Source organism: Paenibacillus sp. B01, assembly GCF_009649995.1.
GTDB classification, from domain to species: Bacteria; Bacillota; Bacilli; order Paenibacillales; family Paenibacillaceae; genus Paenibacillus_O; species Paenibacillus_O pasadenensis.
In genome coordinates this window covers 3,061,949-3,086,277 of record NZ_CP045802.1, presented here as the reverse complement: position 1 = coordinate 3,086,277, position 24,329 = coordinate 3,061,949, and the positions used below count along the sequence as shown (strand labels likewise).

13 protein-coding genes and 1 pseudogene are annotated in these 24,329 nt (G+C 51.7%); 11 read left to right on the top strand and 3 right to left on the bottom strand.

The genetic code is table 11. The annotated features are described in order from the left end of the window. Position 1 precedes the first annotated feature (1 nt). The 8 genes from GE073_RS13235 to GE073_RS13200 all read left to right on the top strand — a co-directional run bounded on the left by GE073_RS13235 (position 2) and on the right by GE073_RS13200 (position 16,606). Positions 2–1,402: a sulfatase family protein gene (locus GE073_RS13235; RefSeq protein WP_153783656.1), complete on the top strand. Its 1,401-nt coding sequence runs from the start codon at positions 2–4 to the stop codon at positions 1,400–1,402. A gap of 167 nt (positions 1,403–1,569) precedes the next feature. After that, positions 1,570–3,825, top strand: coding sequence for a helix-turn-helix domain-containing protein (locus GE073_RS13230; RefSeq protein ID WP_194843359.1), 2,256 nt, complete (start codon positions 1,570–1,572; stop codon positions 3,823–3,825). A 173-nt stretch (positions 3,826–3,998) separates the two neighbouring features. Next, complete coding sequence (locus tag GE073_RS13225; protein ID WP_228551494.1) at positions 3,999–4,892, top strand: ABC transporter permease; 894 nt, start codon at positions 3,999–4,001, stop codon at positions 4,890–4,892. 15 nt (positions 4,893–4,907) lie between these two features. Further along, complete coding sequence (locus GE073_RS13220; protein WP_153783653.1) at positions 4,908–5,798, top strand: carbohydrate ABC transporter permease; 891 nt, start codon at positions 4,908–4,910, stop codon at positions 5,796–5,798. A gap of 49 nt (positions 5,799–5,847) precedes the next feature. After that, a complete protein-coding gene (locus tag GE073_RS13215) occupies positions 5,848–7,182 on the top strand; it encodes an extracellular solute-binding protein (protein WP_153783652.1) in 1,335 nt (444 codons plus the stop codon). Beyond that, positions 7,176–7,484 (top strand): hypothetical protein, encoded by a 309-nt coding sequence (locus GE073_RS13210; protein WP_153783651.1) that lies wholly within the window; start codon positions 7,176–7,178, stop codon positions 7,482–7,484. The genes GE073_RS13215 and GE073_RS13210 overlap by 7 nt, the downstream gene beginning before the upstream one ends. 93 nt (positions 7,485–7,577) lie before the next feature. After that, positions 7,578–10,595, top strand: a complete 3,018-nt coding sequence (locus GE073_RS13205; RefSeq protein WP_153783650.1) for a glycoside hydrolase family 2 TIM barrel-domain containing protein — start codon at positions 7,578–7,580, stop codon at positions 10,593–10,595. Between the two features lie 74 nt (positions 10,596–10,669). After that, positions 10,670–16,606, top strand: coding sequence for an S-layer homology domain-containing protein (locus GE073_RS13200; RefSeq protein ID WP_153783649.1), 5,937 nt, complete (start codon positions 10,670–10,672; stop codon positions 16,604–16,606). Positions 16,607–16,672: 66 nt separating this feature from the next. Here GE073_RS13200 and GE073_RS13195 read toward each other — a convergent pair whose 3' ends face one another. Together GE073_RS13195 and GE073_RS13190 are read right to left on the bottom strand one after the other, a co-directional pair. Next, positions 16,673–17,446 (bottom strand): IclR family transcriptional regulator, encoded by a 774-nt coding sequence (locus GE073_RS13195; RefSeq protein WP_153783648.1) that lies wholly within the window; start codon positions 17,444–17,446, stop codon positions 16,673–16,675. Between the two features lie 398 nt (positions 17,447–17,844). Beyond that, positions 17,845–18,627, bottom strand: coding sequence for an AraC family transcriptional regulator (locus GE073_RS13190; protein ID WP_194843358.1), 783 nt, complete (start codon positions 18,625–18,627; stop codon positions 17,845–17,847). Between the two features lie 109 nt (positions 18,628–18,736). Here GE073_RS13190 and GE073_RS13185 point away from each other — a divergent pair. After that, positions 18,737–20,983: pseudogene (locus GE073_RS13185) on the top strand (FAD-dependent oxidoreductase). A gap of 33 nt (positions 20,984–21,016) precedes the next feature. Further along, positions 21,017–22,078, top strand: a complete 1,062-nt coding sequence (locus GE073_RS13180) for a glycoside hydrolase family 117 protein (RefSeq protein ID WP_153783646.1) — start codon at positions 21,017–21,019, stop codon at positions 22,076–22,078. A 9-nt stretch (positions 22,079–22,087) separates the two neighbouring features. Here GE073_RS13180 and GE073_RS13175 read toward each other — a convergent pair whose 3' ends face one another. Further along, a complete protein-coding gene (locus GE073_RS13175; RefSeq protein ID WP_153783645.1) occupies positions 22,088–22,975 on the bottom strand; it encodes a helix-turn-helix transcriptional regulator in 888 nt (295 codons plus the stop codon). 131 nt (positions 22,976–23,106) lie between these two features. Between GE073_RS13175 and GE073_RS13170 the strand changes: the two genes are divergently transcribed. Beyond that, entirely contained in the window at positions 23,107–23,937 is an 831-nt protein-coding gene (locus tag GE073_RS13170; RefSeq protein WP_153783644.1) for a phytanoyl-CoA dioxygenase family protein, read from the top strand. Positions 23,938–24,329 lie beyond the last annotated feature (392 nt).

Here is a 24,329-nt window from a genome sequence, read left to right as displayed (position 1 = left end):
GATGGCCCATAAGAGCAAGCCAAACATTTTGTTTCTGATGACGGATCAGCAGAGGAACGATACGTTCTCCTGCATCAATCCGGAGGTGCTGACGCCTTACCTGGATGAGCTGATTGGAGACAGCGTCTTCTTTAGCAATGCCCGCTGCGCCAATCCATCCTGCGTGCCGTCCCGGGCTGCGATTATGACGGGCAAATTCCCGTCGGAGTGTGAATGCCCGACCTTTATTACGCAGCTTCCCGCTCATGAGACTACCTTTATGACTCGTCTGCAGGAAGCGGGCTACCATACGGCTGTTATTGGCAAGCAGCACTTTGCCGGCTCCTCCATCAAGCGGGGCTATGACGAAGAGATGATTATTGACGGCCATAGCGCCTTCTATCCGGATGATACGATTCAGCCCTACCTGGATTATCTGGCGGAGCATGGCGTCGATAGAAAAGCGGTTATGAGCAAGACGCTAATCAGCGGCGGCACATGGAATGTAGAGTCCCAATATCATCTGGATGATTATTTAGGCGAGCTTGGCAAAGCATGGATGGATAAGAAGGGACGTGCCGCCCAAGCGGACGATAAGCCGTGGTTCCTCACCCTGTCATTCTCCGGACCGCATCATCCCTATGACTGCGAAGGAACGGAATATGCGGAGCTGTATGATCACGATAAGCTGTCCGCTCCGGAGTCCACTTACGCCGATCTGGACGAGAAGCCTCCACATTTCAAGAAGATGGGCTCCTACGCCGATATTTATCTCAAAAATTTCTCGGAAGAAACGTTCAAGAAGACAAAACGCTCTTATTATGCTAATGTCAGCCTCATTGATCGGAAGATCGGCGACCTGATCCGAATCATGAAGGAGCACAATCTGTATGATAACACGCTAATCATCTACACCTCCGATCATGGCGACTTTATGGGCGACTTCGGCATGGTGGAGAAGATGCAATGTCTATCGGACAGCCTGATGCGCGTGCCTCTCTTTGTTAAGCCGCCCATTCAAGGCTTCCAAGGCTTCGAGGTGAAGGATGACGTGCTCAATATCGACATAGCGGCAACCTGTCTGGAGGCGGCCGGAGGGGAGGTCCCGAGCTCCCTGTCGAGTTATTCCTACACGGGATATTGGGATGAGGCAAGAGAGAAGAAGGTCCGCGAAGCCGTCTATATGGAGGCTGGCACGATCAAGGGCTGTATTCATCAGGGATTGAAGACGGTACATTACATGGACCGAAGCTACGGAGAGCTGTACGATCTGAACAATGACCCGCTGGAGCGGCGCAACCTGTGGAATGATCCCCGTTATATGGCGCAGAAGCTGGAAGGCTATCGTTTCATCGTCGATCATATGTACAGGGCGATTCCGAAGTCCGATGTGCCATGGAATGTGGGAACGCCGGACATTTAAAACCATGAACTTCATGAGCGTATTTACCGTATCCAGTGTGAGGATTCCCCGCACTGGATATCCTTATTTCTGAGGCCTGCTGTACGGATGCGATTTGTTTGTGTTAAGTTAATAGGATCGCGCTTTTTTCCATGATTCCATTCTCGAAGTAAAGGAGCAGCATGAGCATGAGAATGAAGCTGGGCAAGATGTCCTTGTTCTACAAATACCTGATTTCCTATGCGCTCTTGCTTATACTTCCGGTGCTGGTTACCGGCTTTTTTGTTTATCAATATTTTGTAGGAATGCTTCAGACGCAAGTGCTTCAGTCGAATCACGGAATGCTGGAGCAGGTTAGAGATACGATGGACACCCAGCTGTCCGAGATGAGGAATATCGCGATTCAGCTGTCGGCTAAACGGGAATTCGATCCGGAGCAGCTTGGCGAAGCTTATGCCGTCTACGAGGCGAAGGAGAAGATCAGTCTCTACGCGGAAGCCAATACGTTTTTCTCGGAGGTTGTATACAAAGCCCATGGGGTGCCGCTGCTGATTTCGTCGAAGAGCACGTATCTGCCCTCCGTGTTTCATCAGATGTATCTCAAGGAACAGATGGATTATGAGCAATTTGAAAAGCTGCTGGCGTTAGACGAGGTTCATGTCCAGGCGGCCGCCTCGCTGAAGAGTGAGCAGGACAGCTCCTGGGATCCTTATATCTCCTATTCCGTTCCCGTGCCGGAAATTGGCTCTCCCATTGATACGAAGGGAATGCTGATCTATCTCATCAAGGAAAATGAAATGAAACGCATGCTTCAGTCCTTTCTTCCTTATGTGCAAAGCAATGTCTATATCGTGGATCAGCAGGGAGAGCTGATTACGTCGTTGTCCGATAAGCTGAAGCTTCCGAAGGAGCTGCTGTATTCAGAAACAGAGCTTAGCGGAATCAGGCAGCTGGGCGGCGAGACTTATTATGTGTCCAGAATCACCTCCGCATCCAGCGACTGGACGTATATTACCGTGGTGTCGGAGACCCAGCTAATGAAGCCGGTTGATGAGCTGAAATATAAAGCAACCATTGTACTGGCTCTCATTCTTATTATTGGCTCCAGCATCATCTACATCAATATGCATGTGCATTATAATCCGCTGCGGAGGCTTATTCGCATTGTGGATGAGAAGCTGCAGCAGTCAGACGGCGGCTCACGGCAAGGACTGGACAAGCTGCAATCGGCATTCGATTATATGAGCACTCGGAGCATGACGCTGGAGAACCAGGTCGAGCTTAGCCGACCGGCGCGCAGACAGCAATTGCTTACCCAGCTGCTGCAAGGCGGGACGGGTGATGAGGAAGCGTTCCGCCAAGCCTGCGAGGAGCTGGGCATCAGGCTTCGCGGTCAATACAGGGTCGTATGTATGCAAGCGCATCCAAATGAAAGGCTCGATTCCGCTGACTCCGCGCCGGCGACTTCATGTCCATGGAGGCTGATGATTCCCGATGAGATTGACATGTATCAGGTGGAGACGATACAGCCGCATCGCTGGATCTGGATACAGGAGTGGCAGGAAGGGGAAGCTTGGTCCACATGGCATAAGGAGCTGGACGCGGCAACTGGCATACCATGGACGATCGGCGTGGGCGACAAATGCAATGAGCTCAGCGAGCTGCCCAAGTCCTATATCGGCGCGTTAACAGCGCTACAATTCCATCTTATAGCGGGAAGCGATCGCGTCATTCTGCCGGATCAGCTCTCTTCCGGTGACGACAAGTTTTTGGCTTATCCAGCGCGAGAGCTGGACATGCTCAGCTTCCATTTGAAGGAAGGCGATCTGGCGCAAACGAGACGGTATATGGAGAATACGCTGGAGCAGATACGGGCGAGGAGCCAGTCGCTGCTGACGGCCAAATACATTTATTTCGACATTGTCCATACGATTCTCAAAGCTGTGTCCAATGAAGCGCTTCATCGCGGCATTGCGATCTCTTATCCCGATATTATTGAGCTGACGCAGTGCACCTCCTATTCCCAGATGGATGCCATCGTGTGGAAGACGCTGGACGAAATTGCGCCGCTGCTGGAGAAGCAAGAGCAGCCAGGGGAGGATATGCTGCTTCAGCAAATTATCGAGCTGCTGCACGCCAAATATGCGGATTCGCAATTCAGCATTCAAGGCATGGCGGGCCACTTCTCGCAATCGCCCTCCTATCTCTCCCGATATTTTAAGGAGCAGACGGGTCGAACGGTGTCGGATTATTTGAATGGCATTCGTATTGATGAAGCAAAGCGCCTGCTCATCGAGACGGATCTAACGGTTACGGACATTGTTCAGCGAATTGGCTACAGTGATCCGTCGAGCTTTATTCGGAAGTTCAAATCCGAGCTTCAGCTCACTCCCGGCGAGTATAGAAAACGTATGCAGAAACCGCACGAAAGACCGCCGCAATAGGTGGAAAATGCTCAAAACCCTTGATGTATCAATGGTTTTGTGCGTTTTTTATTTTTCGCATATAGGTGAAAATCTCGCTGATTGTACTCTTCTGCCCTGCTTGTTACGATGAATGGGCACCTTGGTGAAAGCGCTTTACAACATCGGCATTTTTCGAAATTGGAGGGAATCATGTGTTGAACCGCTGGAAACGACATTACGAGTTATACTTGTTATTGCTTCCAACACTGCTTTATTTCGCCGTATTCGAATACGGACCAATCTACGGCTTGCAAATCGCCTTCAAGAACTTTGCTCCCTTCAAAGGAATTAGTGGAAGCCCATGGGTCGGATTCGACAACTTCCTTCGTTTCTTTGACAGCTATAAGTTCTGGGACGTGCTTGTGAATACGCTGACGATTAGCGTGTACGAGCTGCTGCTGTTCCCGATACCAGTCATACTGGCACTGCTTATTAATCAGCTGACAAGCAAGCGCTTCAAAAAGCTGGTTCAGACGGTAACGTATGCGCCTCATTTCATCTCAACCGTCGTTATCGTAGGTATGCTGAACCTGTTCCTGTCTCCGAGAAACGGAATCATTAACCAGCTTTTGGAGACGCTAGGGCTGGAGACGATCTTCTTCATGGCCAAGCCGGACTGGTTCGCTTCGATCTTCGTATGGTCGGGTGTGTGGCAGAATGCGGGCTGGGGAACGATTATTTATTTGGCCGCGCTTACCTCCATCAATCCGGAGCTGCATGAATCCGCGGTTGTGGATGGAGCCAGCAAAATCAAGCGAATCCTATACATTGATCTGCCAAGCATTATGCCTACGGTCATCGTGCTGCTCATTCTCAGTGTCGGCAACTTTATGTCCGTTGGCTTCGAGAAGGTGTATCTCATGCAGAATCCGCTTAACGTATCCTCGGCAGAGGTCATTCAGACATATGTGTACAAAACAGGATTAATAGGCGCGCAATACAGCTATTCCGCTGCAATCGGCATGTTTAACTCCATCGTTAACTGTCTATTGCTCCTGATGGTTAATTTCCTGGCGAAGCGCTTCGGCCAGAACAGCTTGTGGTAGAGAGGAGTCAACACGATGGAAACTTGGAGTCGCAGCAGAGGAGATAAGCTATTCGATTGGACGAACATTATGTTCTTCCTTCTTATTCTCGGGATCGTCATTTATCCGCTGTATTTCATTATTATCGCTTCGTTCAGCGATCCGGATCTGGTGAACGCAGGCAAGGTGCTGCTTATTCCCCAGGATATTTCGTGGATCGGCTATGAAAGAATTTTTGGAGACGCAGAAATTTGGAATGGCTATAAGAATTCCATTATGTATACGGTGCTCGGCACCATCTTTCGAGTGTCCCTAATTATTACAGGGGGATATGCCTTGTCCAGAAAGGATCTTCCTATGGCAGGCACGCTGATGCTGCTGATCCTGTTCACGATGTTTTTCCATGGCGGTCTCATTCCAACCTACCTCCTGGTGAAGGAGCTTGGAATGGTGGATACCATGTGGGCCATGATTGTACCCGGTGCGGTCAGCGTCTATCAGCTCATTATCGTAAGAAGCTTCTTCCAGTCCAACATTCCTCAGGAAATGCTGGAGGCGGCTATGATGGACGGCTGCGGCAACTTCAAGTTTTTCCTGCGTATGGTGCTGCCGCTGTCTCTGCCGATTATCGCGGTTATGGTGCTGTTTAATGCGGTAGCGATGTGGAACTCGTACTTCCAGGCGCTCATCTATCTGAATGACGCAAGCCTTCACCCGCTCCAAATCGTGCTTCGCAAAATATTGATTATTAGCGAGGCGCAGCTGGATCTCATCGATGCTTCAGGGGATGCAGCCGAGGAGCAGAAGGCATCCGAGCTTATCAAATATGGTATGGTGGTTGTCTCCAGTCTTCCCGTTCTTGTGCTGTATCCATTCCTGCAGCGCTATTTCGTCAAAGGTGTCATGATCGGCTCGGTGAAAGGCTAACTGAGCTTCATGAATAGATGCTTTACTACCATATAGGAGGTCAAAAAAAATGAGAAAAAAATGGTTCGTAACAGGTACGGCAATGCTCGTTACGATGACTATGCTTGCTGCAGGCTGCTCCAATGGCGGCAACAACGTAAATAATGGCGGCAATGAAGGGGCAAAGCCTCAGGAGAGCACTGCGCCAGTAGAGGAGAGCATCAAGTTCCCTCTTGAGAAGCCGATTGAGCTGAGCATCTTCGCAGCAACCGATCCACAGGTGAAGAAGGATTACAACGAAATGCAGATGTTCAAGCAGCTTCAAGAGCAGACGAATGTTAACGTGAAGTGGACTATGGTGAGCACAGAGCAGCTTGTGGAGAAAAAGAATATTACGATTGCGAGCGGCCAGCTTCCGGATGCGTTCTTCGGCAGAGGTGTGCTGAGGGATGAAGAGGTAATCAAGCTGAGCAGCCAAGGCGCGTTAATTCCGCTGGAGGAGCTGATCGAGGAGCATGCTCCAAATCTGAAGAAGGTATTCGAGCAGCGTCCGGAATTCAAGAAGCAGATTACTGCGCCGGACGGTCACATCTACTCCTTGCCTACAACGGTAGAGCGTGATTTCAATGGTATTCCTTCCGCCTTGTTCATTAACAAGAAATGGCTGGATGATCTGGGATTGGCTATCCCAACAACAGTTGACGAGTTCTACAATGCGCTGAAAGCGTTTAAGGAAAACGATCCGAATGGCAACAAGAAGGCCGATGAAATTCCATTCTCCTTCGTATTCGGCAATAACTCGCAGAATGGTCCTAACGCATTGGCAGGTGCCTTCGGCATCCCGAATGACGACAACCGCGATCATCTGTACATCGACAACGGTACGGTGAAATATGCACCAGAGCAGCCTGAATACGAGAACTACGTGCAATTCATGAGCAAGCTGTACAAGGAAGGCTTGATGGATCAAGAGGTGTTCACGCAAAACCTGAACGCTTACCAGACGAAGATTCGCAGTGAAGTGCCGCAGGTTGGCGCATTCTTCACCTATTCCCTTGGCTCCGTATTTGGTAATGTTCAAAATGATTATGTAGCGGTACCGCCTCTCAAAGGCGCTAATGGCGAGCAAGGGTGGCTGCGTATGCCTGTAGGCTTCAGCATCGGCTCCTTCGCGATTACAAACAGCAACAAAAACCCTGAAATTACAATGAAATGGATCGACAGCATCTATGAAGAGAAGCAAAGCTTCCAGTTCGAATCCGGTCCGTTCGGTCTGACCTCCAAGGAAAATGCTGACGGCACAATCGAGAAGCTGACACCTCCAGAGGGCGTGGCATTCGGAGCGTTCAAGCATTCCGAAGCACCTGGCAACGGCGCTGTGACGATTGTTCTTAAGATATGGTAGATCGTTATATCGATGCTCAAGCGGATGAGAAGCGCACTTATTACAATATGTACGATCCTTTTGCTCCAAAAGAAATTTTGCCATCCATGCTGATGACAACGGAGGACATCGAGACGCTGGCTCCGATCCAGCTTGACCTGGGTGGACCAAACGGCTTCTATTCTTCAAACTTCGCACAATTTGTAATGAACGGCTTCACGCATGCGGATTGGGAAAACTACGTGGCGCAGCTGAAGAAGATGAACATTGATACGTATGTGTCCATTTACCAAAAGTATTACGACGCTTACAAAGCGAAGTAAATAACGGTCAGTCAGCCATATGAACCTGGAGCTTGCTCTCCAGGTTCCCTTTATATCCTAAGTAAGCAAGTTTCATTTGAGGTGAAAAAAGCGATGCTGCACTTAACAAAATATTGGGACGATCTCCATGTCCTCCATGTCAACCGAGAGGAACCGCGCGCGCACTATATCCCCTATGCGGATGAACGGTCGGCGCAGTCAGCCAAGCGAGGCCAGTCGCCACTGTACCAAACGTTAAACGGGCAGTGGAAGTTCCGGTACTATAACAGCGTGCATGAAGTGAAGGATGCCTTCTATGAGGACGGGGTCGATGTCAGCGGCTGGGATGATCTGCTTGTGCCTTCCTGCTGGCAGTCTAACGGCTATGATCAGATGCACTATTCCAACGTCAATTATCCCTTCCCTTGTGATCCTCCATTCGTTCCCGATCGCAATCCGGCGGGCTTGTATATTCGGGACTTCCAGGTTCGGGAGGAATGGGTCGGCAAGCAGAAGCACGTTGTATTCGAGGGCGTCAATTCCTGCTTCTATCTGTGGGTGAATGGCTCTTTCGTCGGGTATAGCCAAGGAAGCCGCATGCCGGCAGAGTTCGACCTGACGCCTTATCTTCGGGACGGCAGCAATCGAATGTCCGTTATGGTGCTGAAGTGGTCGGATGGTTCGTACCTGGAGGATCAGGATGCCTGGCGGTATTCCGGCATATTCCGGGATGTCTACTTGCTGGCTCGCAGCGAAAGCAGAGTGCGTGATGTCTTCTATCGGGCGGACCTGTCGGAGGGGCTGGATCAGTCTGTTGTGCAATGCACAATCGACACGGTTGGCTCCGTAGACGTAACTATACAGCTCGTAGACGCCTCCGGGGTGAAGCAGGGGGAAGCATCGGGAACCATCGATGGCTCCGCCACGTTCAGCCTGACTGTGGAGCAGCCGGAGCTATGGCATGCGGAACGGCCCTATCTCTACAGCCTGTTCGTCACCGGCGGCGGCGAGGTGCTTCATTTCAAAGTGGGGATGAGGAAGGTTGAGGTTCGGGATGGCGTGTTCCTGATTAACGGGCAAGCGGTGAAGCTGAAGGGCGTTAACCGGCATGATTCGCATCCGGAGCTTGGCCAGACGATTCCACTTAAGCATATGATTCAGGATCTGCATCTCATGAAGCGACACAATGTGAACACAGTCAGAACCTCTCATTATCCCAATGACTCTCGCTTCCTGGATTTATGCGATGAGCTGGGCTTCTATGTAATCGACGAGGCGGATCTGGAGTGCCACGGCGTATTGCACGCGGGTGATTATCATATGCTGACGAAGGACCCGGCATGGGAGGCTGCTTTCATAGAGCGCGCCATTCGGATGGTGGAGCGTGACAAAAACCATGCATGTATCGTCATGTGGTCCATGGGCAATGAGTCCGGTTATGGCGTCAATCATATTGCCATGGCGAGATGGACCAAGGAGCGGGACTCGTCCAGAGTCATTCATTACGAAGGGGCTGCGCTTAAATATAACGGCCATCCCGATACCGATTGCCTGGATGTCAACAGCCGTATGTATGCGACGGTTCAGGAGCTGCTGGATTACGCGACGAATGAGAGTCTGAACAAGCCGCTGCTGCAGTGTGAATACAGCCATGCCATGGGCAATAGCTGCGGCGACCTGCAGGATTACTGGGATGTCATCTACAAGTATCCCAAGCTAATGGGCGGCTGCGTGTGGGAATGGTGCGATCACGGCATTAAAGCTGTATCGCCGGAGGGCGAAGCTTACTTCGCTTATGGCGGCGATTTCGGTGATAAGCCGAGTGACGGGAACTTCTGTATCGATGGACTGGTCAGCCCAGACCGAATTCCGCATACGAACCTGCTGGAGTTGAAGAAGGTTAATGCGCCAGTGCTGCTGGAGGCGGAGGAGCTGTCGAAGGGTCTGGTCCGTGTCACCAATCGCTACGATTTTATCGATTTATCGGATTGCGTAATGGCTTGGAAGGTAGAACGGGATGGCGAGACGATGGAGCAAGGCTTACTGCCTGTTCTCCATACCGCGCCGAAGCAGTCCGAGGTTATCGAGGTGCCTTATACAATACCGGCTGAAGGAGGACGCTGGTTCCTGCAAATAACGGTCATGCAGAGCCGCGATACGCGCTGGGCGGCTGCGGGGCATGAGCTGACCAGTGAGCAGTTCGAGCTGCCAGCTCCTCATTCCTCTATTGATCAAGAAACGACGATTGCCTGGAAGCCATCCTTGAAGGTGCGGACAGAAGGCTCGGAAGTAACGATCGAGGGCTTTGATTTCCTGCATGTATTCGATCTGCAGGCCGGCACCTTCACAAGGGTGACCAAGCATGGAGTACCGCTGCTGCAGGGTATGCCGAAATTCCACATCTGGCGGGCACCGGCAGATAATGACCGCAAGATTAAGGTGTTCTGGAGGCAGGAGGGCTACGATCGAATCGAAACGAAGGTGTACCGCTCTGAGATGACGCTGTCTGCCGCTGACAAAGTCAGGTTCGAGGTCGAATTCTCGCTGGGCGGCTACATTAAGCTGCCGATCCTGAGGGGCACATCGATATGGGAGATTGATGGCGAAGGCGTCATTACCGTTGCGGCCGAAATGAAGGTTCGTGAGGAGCTGCCGTATTTGCCGCGAATCGGTCTGCAGTGGATGATGCCGGGGGGCAATGAAGAGGTGGAGTACTTCGGCTATGGTCCTCATGAAAGCTATGTCGACAAGAGGAGAAGCGTACGCAAAGGGAAATATGCGCTGACTGTCGATGAGATGTATCAATCCTATGTCGTGCCGCAGGAGAACGGCTCTCGTTATGGAACAGAGTGGGCGACGGTAAGCAACGCGCTTGGCATGGGACTGAAGTTTACAAGCCCGGGAAGTTCATATTCCTTCCAGGCGCTGCATTATACACCGGAGGATCTGACCGAGGCGATGCATACGTATGAGCTGAAGCGTCGGAAGGAGACCATTGTTCACCTCGATCATCGGATGAACGGTATCGGCTCCAGCTCCTGCGGAACGGATCTGCTGGAGGCTTATCAGCTGAGCGACAAGGAATTTGCCTTCAAGCTGGAGATTGCTCCCGTTATGAAGGAAGACGAATAAGAGATAGAAGCGATGGCAGCCTGAGATCGCGCAAGCGTCGATATCGGCTGCCCATCGATTCAAGGAGGTCTATAATGAAGAAGACAATTGCTTTATGGTTATGTATCGTGATGATCAGCGCATTGGCAGTACCGCCAATTGCCGCTGCTTCGCCGCAGCTATCTACCGCACAGGAGCTGGCGGACTATTTGAAAACAAAGGGCGGAGATGCGTCAAAAATTATATTGGCAGACTCCAACACAACGGTTCAAGTCAGCACTCCCGTCACACTGAATGAGTCCTTTGCCATTCCGAGCGGCATCAAGCTGCAAGGCTTTGTTCAGATGAATATTCAAAGCGATATTCAGGTTTATGGCAAGCTTCAGGACAGTCGCGGGCTTGATTTCCGCAAAAACGGCATAGTGGGAACGGGTGCCGGCTCCTTCGTTCTGCATGCGGGAAGCAGCTATTACCAGCAAGGCGTAGAGGTGGTTGGCGCAAATGGACACTTTATGCTGGGTGCAAACGCCAGTGTGACGTTATCCGCCAGCAATCATTTTGAGATTACCTCCGGGACCGTAACGGTTGCGGCAGGCAAGACAGTAACGGCAGATATGGCCAAAACAATTATTGTCGCGGATGGCGCGACGCTGGTGGTCAACGGGACCATTGCGGATGGCATTCTGCAGATGACGCCTCCACCGGGCCAGGCCGACACGACGGCATTAGTCCAAGCCATCCATGAAGCCAATACGAACCGGGCATCCGTATCCATCAGCGTGGATGGAACCGATGTAACAGCGCCCGGCATATGGGTAAGCTCCACTGTAATGAGTCAATATGAAAGCGCTATTCTAGCTGCGGCCGCAGTAAGGGATCAATCTGGCGCGACCCAGCTGGAGGTAGATAACGCCGTTGCCCAGCTGGCAGCAGCTACAAGCAGCTTTAATGCCGCCAAGGCGCAGGGAACAGGCAATGGGGTCATTCGTATTGCGTCGGCATCTGAACTAGTGGCATTCCTGCAAACGCTAACAATTGACGATACCAAAGTAAAGCTGAATGGCAACACGGCCGAGCTGTATGAGCCAGTTGTGCTGGATAAGGCAATGTCCATTGCAAGCGGGGTGAAGCTTCAGCTTTTCACACATCCAACCGTCAGCACCACTCTGGACATCTATGGCATCGTGCAGGACAGCCGAGCTCCGGAATTACGTACAGGCGGTTTAATTGGAGCCGGCACAGGCAAAGTGAACTTCCACACAGGAAGCAGCTATTACCAGCAAGGAACAGAGGTAATTGGCGTTAACGGTATCTTCCGCTTGGGAGCCGACACGAGAGTGGCCGTTCGAGCGGATCAGCATCTGGATCTTGCAGCAGGCATGGTCACCTTGGCCAAGCCGGTGACAAGCCAGGTATTTAGCAAAATTACAGTATCGGACGAAGCAACCTTCAACTTCTCCATTGCCAATATCGGAGAGGGAGTCGCCTATTTCCCGGCGGGGCTTAACAAGGTGCAGCTGACAGAGGCGCTGGCCATCGCAGAGGCCCATCGCGACTTCACAAGCTCCAGCGTGGACGGGCAAGATGTGGGGTCCGACACCCAGTGGGTAACACCCGCTGTTAAGGACAGCTTTGTGGCTGCCATTCAAAGTGCAGCTGCCGTTCGTATGGATCCGGATGCTACGGAATCGGATTACGGCCAAGCTCGGGCGGAGCTGGAGGCTGCGACCACATCGTTTGTTGCGGCTAAGCAGCCAGGAGCGCTTTCTGTTGCGGAGATCACAACAGCGGGGCAGCTGCTCTCAGCCATCCAAGCCTTTCAGACCGGTGGGGAGGAGGTTGTCAGAGCGCTTAATAACGAGGTTGTGAACGGTGTCACCTACCAGGTCATCGAAGTGTTCAAGCCGGTGACCATCCCTAGCAATGTGACGGTGCCAGCGAACGTTCGTTTGAAGTATACAGCTCAGATGACGGTGCACGGTGTCATAACGGTGAAGGGACAACTGCAGGATTTCCGTGATGAAGGCTTTATTATCGGCAATGGCGCGGTAGGCGCCGGGGGTATTGGAGCCGTACAATTCATGCCGGGCAGCGCGTTATATATGAAAGGCAAAGGAGAGACGGTTGGTCCTACAGGGCTGCTGGCGCTGGATGCCGGATCGGTGCTGTCGCTGTATGCGAAGAACAGATTGGAGCTGTCCAAGGGCTCGGCCAAGGTGCTGAAGCCGCTTGTTGTCGCCCTGACCAATGATGCAGTTATTGCCGAGGGAACGACGCTTACCGTTATCGCTTCCATTCCAAAGGAAATTAACGTCGTGTCCTATGGCAAAATAATTGACGCCAGCATTCAGAATACGGAAGCCAAGCTGGGTATGATAGCTGTGGAAGCGGCTTCCTCTAACGAAGCTGTTGTGACGGCGGAATTGGTGGAGGGACGTGTCTATCTGACGCCAGGAGCCGCAGGCTCAGGACAGGCGAGAGTGACATTAACCTCGGAAGACGGCAAGGCAGCGTACATTGATGTCATCGCGGCAAGCGGAGCCATTATCGATAAGACGGTTATGAAGTATGGCGCGTTATCCCCGAGCGAGCTCAAGGCTCTTATTCGAGTTAGAACGAATGAGCTCGAAGAGCTGATTACGCTGGCAGAATCCAGAAGCCTGGATGCGGAGCGGGAGAAGGGAGCGCTATGGTTCGCGGGTGAATTCGACAAGTACGCGGATTGGGATGAGCAGAACATAGCTGTTAACAAAAAAATGTTCGCTGTCATTCCGACTTATAGCCCGGGAGGACGTTCTCCCGAGGAATTGGCCGTGGAGCTGCCTGAATTCGAAAGAGTCGAAATTATCGCTATGCTGGAGGCTGCCATTGCGGAATTAAACGCCGTACTGGACGGAACGGTAACCAGAAGACCGGTTCGCCTTGTAGACTGGGATGGCATAACGCTGCAGGGCAGCAACTTCTACAGCAACGGCAAGCCTGTGTTCCTGCATGATTATTTCTCCAAGCCGCTGGATGTTCCGAAGGACAATGCGACGCTCTATAATCATTATCTAGGCAGCATTGATCTGCCGCGCTCCATTAATCCAAGCTTTGTGACCGACAATTCAGGTACGCCGGCACCGGATAAATACGGAGATCTGCAGAATCGCCCAACAAGCAACATGGGCTACACCATTCTATGGCATGATCCAGCTCCGGCATGGGCAGTCAGTCAGAATGGGGATACGATGCGTGATGGCATAACAACCTTCACCAAATATGATATTAATCATCCCGCTATTCGTTCGATATGGGAGGATGTGCTGAGCCAGACCGGACCTATTACATCCGGCAAGCCCTATACGGAGCTTGGCTATCTCTTGGCGAATGAGCCGCATTGGTTCCTGGAGAAGGGTCACTGGGCTGTCGCGAAGAAGGCGAACGGACAGGAGGGCATATCAGATATTGCGCTTCAGCAGTTCGCCGAGTGGCTGCAGGATCGCCATGGATCGGTTGACGCGATGAACGCGCTGTGGAGCACCAGCTTCGCCAGCTTCGATGCAGCAGCAAGAGGCGTCATTCCAATGGACAAATCGTACAAGGGAACGCCGGTAGGGTATGATGTATCCCTCTTCAATATGGAGAGAGGCACGGAGTGGCTGACCTTCCTGCATGATCAGGTGAAAGCGAATGACCCTGATGCCAATACGCATATGAAGCTGATGCCCGACCTGTTTGCCGAAGGCAATCGCACGCATGGCATCAACTTCGAGGACTTGACGGAGATGGCGGAGATCATCGGCGACGATGCGAAGACGCGGAAGGTGAACTTCAAGGCAACCGGCTCCTCTGAGGATTGGACGGAGCATTATGCGTACTACTGGAAGGAGCTGGGGATGTCCTATGACTTCATGCATTCCGTCAGCCCGGAGAAGGCACATGTCAATTCCGAGGTGCATTTCCTCTCCACAGTAGCGTACAGAGACCTATACATGAAGCCTGAATATGTCCGCTCCACCTACTGGCTCGCAACTGTATTGGGCATGGATGCTGGCTTCACCTGGTTCTGGGGTCGAAATCCGGACGGCTCCATCGAGAACCGACTGATGAATACTACGGTGCAGGGCTTGCTGGAATCTTATCCGGGAACGGTTGCCCAGCAGCCGCGTGTTGCCAATGAGCTGAGCAAAACCATGATGGATCTGAATGCGTTCTCCGAGGAGATTGTACAATTCCAGACGCAAGAGAAGCCGATACGCATCTATTACTCCGAGACATCCGCGATTAATGACGAGCATTATGTGGATGATCAATTCGAGCTGTATGAGGCGTTGAACTTTGACGGCGTTCCGATTGGCTTTGCGACGGAAAGCATCATCAAGAAGCAGCCGCATTCCACTTGGGACGTCATTGTGGTACGAGAGACGCCGAGTGTGACAGACGACGAGTTTGATGCACTGCAGGATTATCTGACTGCGGGCGGTACAGTCATTATCGATGAAGAAAGCTTGGCATTCAATGAGTATAAGCAGCCGCGGACGGCTTCTCTCATGCCTGACAATGGCACATTGATCTCCATGCCTGGCGATCCGACGGCAATGGCCAGCGAGGCGCTGGACATTCTAGATGAGGCCAACAAGCTCTTTCCAGTGGAGCTGAAGGAATCCAACGGCCTTGCTCAGAAGGGCGCATTATGGCGCGTTGTCCCGGCATCCGACGATCGGTATGTTATGACCATTATTAATGTAGGGAAAAATACCGCCGATCTGGAGATCGCGATGGCGGATCAATCTTCCGTGACCATTACCGATATGATGACAGGGAAGGAGCTGGCCACAGCCTTCACTCTTCCATCGGAAGGCGTTCTGTTATTGGAGATTCAAGTGCATGAGAACGAGCAGCCAACTCCACCTGTTATTCCTGTGACTACAGCTCCACCCCTGTCGACACAAGACCCAAGGGCTGAAGTCATAAGCAATCCACGCGCAGATCATGGCGTGATCAAATGGAACGTGCCGGCGAACAAAAGCAAGGTGCTTCTGCCAGCTCAATCATTCGGCGTGCAAGGTCAGAACAAGCTGCAATTGCTCTCCGATCAGCTTGCGATTGACATTCCTGCTTCCGTATTGAAGGAGCTGACCTCAAGCCTGGGGCAAGCCTCTCTGGAAGGAGCTGTTGTATCAGTAGCCTTCGATACGCTGACTGAACCACAGTCGCAGTCCTTGGTGGCTGCGGCGATGCAGGCGGGCAAGGTTCAGCTCAAGGCGGCGACGTCTATGATCGACTTCACGTTAAGTGTTGTGGATCAGAGCGGCAAGGAGATGAAGCTGTCCAGCTTCAAGGAGCCTATCACGATTTCCTTGAAACTGAACGAAGGGGCGGAGCTCTCCCGGCTCGGCATGTACTTCATCAGGGAAGACGGCCAACTTGAGTATGTGGGAGGAGAAGTTCGCGACGGGATGCTGGTTGCTGAGGTACAGCATTTCAGCACTTATGCCGGTCTGCAATATAAGAAAACCTTCAAGGATGTGCCTGCGTCCTATTGGGCTGCGCCTGCCATTGAGATGCTGGCTGCCAGAGGGATTGTAACGGGTGTGACCGCTGATGAATTTAAGCCGAAGCAAAGCGTAACACGCGCCGAATTTGCTGCATTGCTTGTGCGAGCTCTGAGGCTAAGCGCCAGCGCCTCCGCTCCATTCTTGGACGTAGCGGAATCCGATTGGTATGCAGAGGCTGTAGCGGCTGCTTATGAGGCAGGGCTTGTTCAAGGTGCAGCAGCCAATCGGTTCTTGCCGCATGCTTCGATTACACGGCAAGAGATGGCGGTTATGCTCTATCGCGCCAAGGCCTATATCGACCGGATTCCGGCCCATGGGCAGGCCAAAACGGCGTCAGATCTGGACGAAGCAGCAGGATGGGCGCAAGAAGCGATTGCCGATATGCTGAAGCTTGGCTGGATGCAAGGACGCGGTGAAGACGTATTTGCTCCGCTGGGGATTACGAGACGGGAAGAGGCAGCACAGGTGCTTGCCGCCATTCTCGCGCCTTAGCGGCAGATGGATAAGAAGAAAGAAGGAAGCCCGGACGTCGATGTCCGGGCCTCCTTATATTCGATGTTATGGTTTCCTGTAGCCCAGCTGCTCGGAGATAGCTTGGGATTGCTCCAGAGCGAGCCCGATATAGCGGTCCATTGTCTTCTTCGACATACGGAAGATGGGACCAGAGACGCCAATGGCTCCTTCGATCTGCCTGGCCGCATTCATGATCGGCACGCCGATGCACCGAAGTCCCTCACAGGATTCCTCCATGTCGAGCGCGTAGCCTTGTGCGCGAATCTTCTCCGCTTCTTCTCTAAGCTTCACCGGATCGGCAATAGAGCCTGGAGTTGCAGGTTCGAGCTCATGATGGGCCAGATACAGCTCCAGCAGGTCCGGACTGTAGGCCAGCATCGCCTTGCCCATGGCGGAGGTATGGGAGGGATACTCCAGACCGACAGTCGAGAGGAACTTGATTGGCTCCAGACTCTCCAGCTGATCGACAACGAGCGTCCTGCCAAGTGAGCCCGGCTTCGTCAGCAAGGTCGTTTCCCTCGTGCCGTCCCTGAGGGCGTGCATGGAGGGCTCAGCGACCTCCTTCAGCGTAATGCGGTTGGCAATGGAGCTGCCAAGGTAATACAGCTTGCCGGTCAGCTGATAGGTGCTGTCGCTTTCTTTCTTCTGAATATACTTCTTCTCCTCAAGTTCCTTCAATATCCGGAAGACAGAGTTTGTCGTAATGGATAATGTATTGCTGATCTCGGTAACCGAGAACGGCTTGTTCTCTTTGGCCATAAGCTCCAGAATATCCAGCACCTTCTCGGCTGCTGGAGCTTTATATTTCTTGTTCGTCATGAGTGCGGATTGCCTCCATCATTAACCGATTCATACATAACTACATAGTATGTCACTTCATTTGAAGGTTCAAGGGGAAAATTGCTGAAGGGCTGGTTAATCGAAGCGAACAAACAGCAACAAGGCATCCAATTCATGATAAGGAATATAAGAACAAACTCCAATCGAACAGGAGCTGTGGATATGTCGGATATAACAAATGAGTTGGTGCAGATTCCTAAACGGTCCATTGAGCATAGTCATACCTGTGCAAGCATGACATGTCAAGCGACATGTCCGTTGGCTGAGCGTTGTCAAGGTCATCAATTGAAAAAGAGAGAGGAACCCCTCTTTATAGCATCCAGCCGGAAAGGCCTTCAATCATAAAGCGGCCAAGGTTCCATTCAAAAATCTGAATCTTATAATCGATGAGCTCTTCGGTATTCCGAGGGGCTCATCCCTATATGCAGGGAAAAAACTCGGCTGAAGTAGAAGCCATTGTCATACCCGCATTCCTGTGCGATATGATCCACGGTAAGGGGGCTCTCAATTAAAAGTCGCTTCCCGTGGTCAAGGCGAAGCTGGCGTACATATTCCGAGGCTGAGCAGCCGAATGCAGCCTTGAAGCGACGGGTAAACTGGACGGGACTTAGCCCTGATTCATCTGCAAGCTCTTTCATCGATACATTCTGGAAGGCCAACTCTTGAAGCTTGCGTCGCGCGCTGAGCATAAGTGAATCTCCTGCTCCCCAATAATCGGCCATTGGAAGCAACTGCTGCAGAACGTAACCGTCCCAAAGCTCTTGTATGAATCGATTGCGCCACAACATGGCCTGTTCGGGAGGAAGAGCGTAAAGCTGCTGCATGTATCGATAAGCAGAGGCAAGGCGTTCTTGGTCGGCGAAGGTCAGCTTGCCCAGCGGCAGGTTGGATGGAGGTGTTGACCATTCAAAGCCCAGATAAAAAAAGCTGAGCGGCTGCAAAACTTCACGCCGAAAAGGCGTTCCAGGCGGACAGACCACCCAATCACCGTCAACGGCTTCTCCCTCTTCCAAACTGCCTAATTCGTATCGAAAGCGGCCCTCTTGCACTGCAAAAGCGACCCAATGGAGGTAGATGTCTTCTTTGTACTGAAAGCTTTGTTTCTTATGCCAATAGTAATAGTGGTAGAGCTTGATTACACCATTCTGAAGCTCAGACATTAGATTCACACCTTTTGAAATAAAGTATATATTTATTGTTAATTTACTGCATTTATTAAGAGAAGTGAATAAGGTAAGATGAAATAAAAGTATATATGATGTGATTATGGTGAGATTGGAAACGGTGAAAACAGATATTACGGTCATCGGCGGCGGCTTGGCTGGTGTATGTGCCGCGGTTGCGGCAGCAAGACTTGGCCATACGGTTGCTCTGGTCAATAATCGCCCGGTCCTGGGCGGTAACTCCAGCAGTGAGGTCAGAGTATGGGTGTGCGGCGCAACCGGCCATGGGACCCATCGCTTTGCGAGAGAGACCGGCATTATGGGAGAGATGTTTGTTGAGAATCAATATATGAATCCGGAGGGCAATCCCTATTATTGGGACATGGTTGTGCATGAGACGGTGAAGAGGGAAGCCAATATTGGGCTGAATCTGAACACGGATGTCCATTAGGTGGAGGCTTTCGGAGATGCCGATAACCGTGTTATCCGCTCCGTTACGGGCTGGATGATGGGCTCGGAGAGGCGAATCCGCTTCGAAAGCAAGACGTATGTGGATTGTACGGGAGACGGTCTGGTCGGTTTTCTGGCTGGGGCCAAGTATAGGCTGGGCCGTGAAGCGCGAGCTGAATTTAATGAAGACTGGGCACCGGACACTCCGGATGATATTACACTGGGCAGCACGCTTCTATTCTACACAAAGGATGTCGGCAAGCCTGTCAAATACGTGAAGCCCAGCTTTGCGATCGATATCACGGAGACCTCTATTCCCATCCGCCGAGTCATCCGCAGCGGCGATAATGGATGCGCTTACTGGTGGATTGAATGGGGCGGCGAATTGGATACGGTTCATGACAATGAACGTATTCGCGATGAGCTGTGGGCTGTTATTTATGGTATCTGGGATTATATCAAAAACTCAGGAAGCTTCGACGCCGAAAGCATGACGCTGGAGTGGGTCGGCGCAGTTCCTGGCAAACGGGAATATCGGCGGTTTGTTGGTGATTATATATTGAATCAAAACGATATTTTGGCGCAGGAGCCGTTCGAGGATCGGGTGGCCTATGGAGGCTGGTCGATTGATCTGCATCCGCCGCAAGGCGTGTATTCGCAAGAGAGCGGCTCCAAGCATCTGCATGCAGACGGCAACTATCATATTCCGTTCCGCTCTCTCTATTCCATCAATGTAAGCAACATGCTGATGGCGGGACGGGACATTAGCGCCACGCATGTTGCGTTCGGAACAACTAGAGTGATGGCCACCTGTGCCGTTATTGGTGAAGCTGCCGGCACCGGCGCTGCGCTTTCTGTTCAATATGGCATCTCACCAAGGGAAGTGCATCAGCACCATCTGGAGGAGCTCCAGCAAACCCTGCTTCGTCAAGACGCCTCTGTCCTTGGCATTCGCAACGCCGACAGCAACGATCTGGCGAGAGTGGCTCATGTATCGGCATCCAGCTCGACAGCACGCCTTGCAGTTGAACATGCTTACAGGACGGAAGCGGCCGATACCGATTTGGGCATCTTGTTTCCTGTGGAGCCTTCCCTGAACGGACTGGAGCTGCTGCTCGATATCGAGAGCCCTGCGTCGGTTACGGTAGAGCTGTATGCAACCGGCAAGCCGCAAAATTATGTGCCTCAAGAGCTTATTGATTCCTGTACCGTTGAGACAGCTCCTGGGAAAAATCAATGGGTTCGGTTCCATCTGGAGTGGCAGCCTGATACGGCTCAAAATGCGTTTGTTGTTATCAAGGCAGCCAAGGGTGTGCTCCTGCATCGGTCCAGTCTGCCGCACACCGGTGTGCTTGGGTTCCGCAAGGGCAATCAGCCCATTGTTGATCCTAGGCTTGAGGATCAGCCGGATCAGCCCGTGCTGCAATGGAGAACGGAGAAGCTGGATCGCCATCCATTCTGCTTCCGTATGCACACGGCAACCGATGCGTACTCAGCATCTAAGGTGTTGAATGGGCTGGTAAGGCCTTATGGCGGTCCCAATCTATGGCGTTCGGAGCCGCTGGAGGGACGGGAGGCTTGGCTGGAGCTTAGCTGGGAGAGCGCCGTAGAAGTGGGAGAAGTGCACCTGACCTGGAATGATGATGTCAACGAGGACTTAATTAATCTGCATCATCATCGTACTCCGTTTGACGTGATTCCGGAGCTTGTGAAGGACTATCGTATTGAACTGCTGGGGGCTGACGGAGCTTGGAAGCTTGTGCATATGGAAAAGGGTAATCGCAAGCGCAAGAGGGTTCACCGCTTGCAGGCCGGCATGGCTGCAAAACGTATGCGAATTATAATGGAGTCTACAAACGGCTCCGCCTGTGCGGAATTGTTCGAGATTCGCGTGTACGAATAAAAATTCATTAAGCAGACAAGGAGTGTTAAGCACATGAGACAAGAAAGCTTGGCTATGCGCAGAGCAAGAGAACGCGAGTATGGGAAGGACAGCACCTGGTATTGCCAGTTCAAATATGCTTCTGTAACGGGGCTGGGCTATGAGGAAGGCATTCACCGGCGCGATCCCAGTAGTGTAATCAAGATCGGAGAGGTCTATTATGTCTGGTATACCAAATCCTCGGGTTCAAGCGTCGGCTATGATACTGGCGATTTGGATGCCAAGGTATGGCCATGGGATTGGTCCGAGATCTGGTATGCAACATCCAACGACGGGGTGAACTGGCATGAACAGGGTCTCGCAGTAGGTCGAGGAGAGCCCGGCGCTTATGATGATCGAAGCGTATTTACACCTGAGGTGCTGGCTCATAACGGCAAGTATTACCTTGTCTATCAGGTCGTGAAGCATCCCTATTTGAGACGTTCCAAGGAGTATATCGGATTTGCTCAATCGAGCTCTCCTGACGGTCCATGGATGAAGGCTGATGAGCCGATCCTGTCGCCTGCAAGCAATGGGGAGTGGTTCGGAGAGGTGGACAACCGCCACCTAGTCAAGCATAGAGGCGACTTCGACAGCCATAAGACCAATGATCCATGTCTCTTCTTCTATAAGGATCAATTCTGGCTTTATTATAAAGGTTATCCTATGGGTGAGCAGCTCACCTGCGCGGGCAGGGAAACCAAATGGGGAGTCGCTGTAGCTGACCGACCGGAGGGACCTTATACCAAATCGGTGTACAATCCGATAACGAACAGCGGGCATGAGACGTTGCTCTGGCCATACAAGGGGGGCATGGCGGCCTTGCTGACGACAGATGGACCGGAACGCAACACAATTCAATTCGCTCAGGACGGGCTGCAGTTCGAAATTCAAGCCTTTATTGAGCACCCTCCGGAAGCGGGAGGCCCGTTCCGTACGGAGCATTCTGATATTCATCCACTGGAAGGGCTGCGCTGGGGACTCAGTCATGAAATTAACAGCCCGTGGCATTATATTCAGAGGTTCGAGGTGGATGAAAGGACAAAACATTTGTGCAATAACAAATGTAATCACTAGATATTTACGCTACAGGAGCCTGCAAAACTTGCGATATTCGCCTGGCGGCATGCCCTCCCATTTGTGGAAAATTCGAACGAAATAATGAACATCCGTGTAGCCAATGGTATGGCCGATCCATTCGATCGTGTCGTTGGTGTCGCGGAGCAGTCGCTTCGCCTGGGCGTGACGGATCCCCTGGACAAATTTGTTAGGGCTGGTGCCCATGATTTTTTTGAACAGACGACCCATATAATCCACATTAATATTCAGCATGTCCGCCATTCTTTCATTGGACCAGAGCTCTCCAACGTTCTGCTCAATAGCAGCCGCCAGTTCAGCAATCGCCAGCTGCATACCGGCGCTGGCGCCTGCCCGTTGACGCTGATGAATAGCTCTCGACAAATGAGCGAACAGCTGCAGCAGCAGGCCCTGACAGCACATCATATAGCCTGCCGGTCGATGGGTGAATTCATGAATAACGGCTTCCAGCAGGCTGTACACCTCAGAGGTCGCATGCAGGCTGCCGGCGTTCATCCATTCCAGAAATTCCGGCGTCTGAGGCATGCTGCCAAAGTGATCACCGCCCTCGTGATGGTCGAGAGAGACAATAATGTCTTCGTCCTTCGCGATAAGGAGCTCATTGTAGAAGTCAAAGTGAACGCCCAGGAACAGCGCGTCTGGCTCCGACAGCACCTCAACACGATGCTTAAGCTTCGCGGGCAGCAGGAAAAATTGGCCAGGCTGAACGCGGAAGGGCGCCTCCGATTCAATCTGAACCTCCACCTCGCCATGCTCCAGCAGCAGAATTTCGAAATCTCGAATGCGCCGCTCAATTACCCGTTCCTTGGCCTGCCGATGCTGCTGCGCCCAATGGACAACCGGGTTCAATCGTCTGCTCTCCATTGTTGCTTGCACGTTGAATTCCTCCCTGTTTCATAAGTCGGTAAAGTCCAACTATTGACCTCAATCGTTCAAATACAAACAAGTATACCCATGATAACATAAGGGATATCAAGAGTCGAACAACAATATGAGGAGTGATTGGAATGTCGGATTTGAATAAGCTGCCAGAACTAACAAGCGATTATGAGCTCACCAAGGAGCAAATTCAAGAGTTCCAGGAAAAGGGGCATATTAAGCTGAATCAAGTCGCGTCCAGCGAAGAGGTGGGTGTATACCGTTCCATCATCGGCGAGAAAGTGAAAGAGCTGAATTATCATAATAAGCCGATTGAAGAGCGGGACACGTACGGCAAAGCCTTCATCCAGGTTTCGAACATTTGGGAGAAATCGGCGGAAATCCAACGCTTCGTATTTGCGCGTCGATTCGCCAAAATCGCTGCTGAGCTGCTGGGAGTAGACGGCGTTCGCATCTACCACGATCAAGCGCTGTTCAAGGAGCCGGGCGGCGGAATTACGCCATGGCATCAGGACCAAATCTACTGGCCTGTAGATACGGACAACTTCATCACGATGTGGATGCCGCTTGTTCCTGTTTCGGAGGAAGTAGGCTCGATGAACTTTGCGAACGGCTCCCACAAGTATGGCTATATTAGCAAGCTGGCAATCTCCGACGAATCCCAGAAAACGCTGAGCCAATATATTGAGGCCAAGGGCCTTGAGGTTGAAAACTACGGCGCGCTGGAAGCGGGCGACGCAACCTGGCATTATGGGTGGACGCTGCATAGCGCGCCGGGCAATCCGACAAACACGATGCGCGAGGTCATGACCGTTATCTATTACGCGGATGACGCGAAGGTTATTGAGCCCGACACGAACGCTCGCAAGACAGATCTGCAGAAATGGCTGCCTGGCCTGGCGCCTGGCGATCTTGCGGCAAGCAAGCTGAATCCGATTATTTATAAGAAAGAAATGTAAACACATGGCGCAATTTGTCGTCAACGATTCTATAACAACACTCGTATTTTGTCACTTACGGCGGAATGCGGGTGTTTTTTTCTATGATGAAGCGTAACAGCTGTTTCTCTGATCTTGCATGGTAGCCTCCGATGCAAATACGAAGGACAATGAAGCAAACTCAGCCTGAAGCCTCTGAGGACCGCCGCGCTCGGATTGAACACTTTTTTTGTTGACTTATGGAGTGAAAATGGATATGTTTATCTTATATAAAATACAATTTTAAATTTAAAAAAGGAGGGTTAGAATATGCAGTGGCTGCTAGTTATCGATGAGTGATCCTAATTTGTCACCTTCATGTATTTAGTGTGGCCATGAGTTTTTTACCCGACATCTGTAAGCGCTAACACATG